A 1,971-nucleotide genomic window follows, 5' to 3' on the forward strand; every position below is an offset into this window, starting at 1 on the left:
TGCGGGCAGCTGCCTTGGAGAGCTCGCTGACGCGCTCGGTGGTGGCGCGCGCCTGACCGACGGCATCGCCGGCCATCCGGGCGGACTCTTGCACCTGACGGCTGATCTCTCCCACCGATGAGGCCATCTCCTCGGTCGCCGACGCCACCGACTGCACGTTGGTCGAGGCTTCCTCCGAAGCTCCGGCGACGGTGGTCGCCAGCTTCTGGGAGCGCTCGGCGGTGCCCGTAAGCGTCGTGGCCGATGATTCGAGCTGGGTCGAAGCAGACGACACCGTTCCGATGATCTGGCCGACGGCGTTCTCGAAGTCATCCGCAAGCCTGATCATGTCGTGCTTGCGTTGTTCGGCATTCCGTCGCTCGACTTCGACCTGCTCCGCCTTGAGCCGCTCGACCTCGATCGCATTGGTCTTGAACACCTGAACCGCCTGGGCCATCTCGCCAATCTCGTCCTTGCGCTCAGTCGCCGATATCGTTACCGAAGTGTCGCCCTTCGCAAGTACCCCCATCTCGGTGGTGATGCGCTGGATGGGCCGGGTGACCGCAAAGGCAACGCCGAAGGCGCCGGCGAGCGACAACAGCAGGGTGACGACGCCGCCGATCAACATGGACAATGTCGCGTTGCTCGAGGCAGACGCGGCAGCGGCACCCCGCACCGACAAGAGCGACCGCTCTTCTGCATCCATCTCCTGCACAACCGCCCGGAGGCCATCCATCGCCTTCTTGCCAGCGCCAGAAGCCTCGAGCTCACGGGCCTTCGACTGGGTTGCGGGATCCTTCATCAGTGTGATTTCGCGGTGCGCGACATTGGCCATCCAGTCGCCGGCGAACGCTTTCACGCGCTCAAGGCGTTTTTGCTGAGCGGCATTGTCCGAGGTCAGGCTGCCGACCTTCGTCGTCGCGGCCTGAAACTCCTTCTGTCCGCTCTCGTAGGGCCCGAGGAAAGCGGGATCGGCCGACACCAGGTAGCCGCGCACGCCGGTTTCCGCATTGACCATGGCGCCGACGACTTTGGAGAGCTCCTCGAGGACCTCGTAGGTGTGGACCGTCATTCTTGCCGTCGAGTTCATCACGCTCAGCGAATTGTAGATCGCCCCCGTGCTGCCAGCGACAACCAAACAGATCGCTATGAATACAGCAGAAACCTTGACCGAGATGCGAACGTTGTTGATCCAAGACATGACCACCCCAAAGGCAATGACTACAAAAGTTGCCGGTACATCGGTTGCGCACGGACGCGAGTTCACCCAGCCGCGCGCCGACCACGACCCCACTTCGATACTGATCACACATGATCGAAACTTTAGCGCGTGCTCCGCACTGCTACGGAGATGCCGCCGGGAACGCCCCGTGCTTCTACTGCGACAAGTCGACTCGGCCCACGCGCAGCACACCTAAGCACGACGAGAGCGGCGCATTGGCGCCGCTCTCTCCTCAAGACGCTCTGTCTGAGTTACGCCGCGCTAGGCTGCGCGTACGTTGGTCAGGAACTTGCTGACCTCGCTCTTCAGCCTGTTCGAGTCGTTCGACAGCATCTGTGCTGCCGACAGCACCTGCGAGGAAGCCGTGCCGGTCTCAGTCGCGCCGCGCTGCACGTCGGTGATGTTGGAGGAGACCTGCTGGGTGCCCTGCGCCGCCTGCTGCACGTTGCGAGCGATCTCCTGGGTCGCCGCGCCCTGCTCTTCCACCGCGGCCGCAATCGCCGAAGAGATTTCCGACAGACGCTCGATGGTCGAGGAGATCTCCTTGATGGCACCAACCGAGTCGTTGGTCGCGGCCTGGATGCCGGAAATCTGCTGGCCGATCTCGCCCGTCGCCTTCGCCGTCTGCTCGGCGAGCGCCTTCACCTCGGAAGCCACCACGGCGAAGCCGCGGCCGGCCTCGCCGGCGCGCGCCGCCTCGATCGTCGCGTTCAGCGCCAACAGGTTGGTCTGGCCAGCGATGGTGTTGATGAGTTCGACGACGTCGCCGA

The 1,971-nt window shown here is 63.9% G+C and carries 2 protein-coding genes; both read right to left on the minus strand.

The genetic code is table 11. The features are described from left to right. Positions 1–1,393, minus strand: a 1,393-nt coding sequence (locus tag SE91_RS34825) for a CHASE3 domain-containing protein (RefSeq protein ID WP_245318635.1), incomplete at its 3' end; no start/stop codon positions are given. Between the two features lie 69 nt (positions 1,394–1,462). After that, positions 1,463–1,971 (minus strand): methyl-accepting chemotaxis protein (locus tag SE91_RS34830; RefSeq protein ID WP_245318636.1); only part of this gene is annotated, 509 nt, incomplete at its 5' end.

Source organism: Bradyrhizobium sp. DOA1, assembly GCF_001593325.1.
Taxonomy (GTDB): domain Bacteria; phylum Pseudomonadota; class Alphaproteobacteria; order Rhizobiales; family Xanthobacteraceae; genus Bradyrhizobium.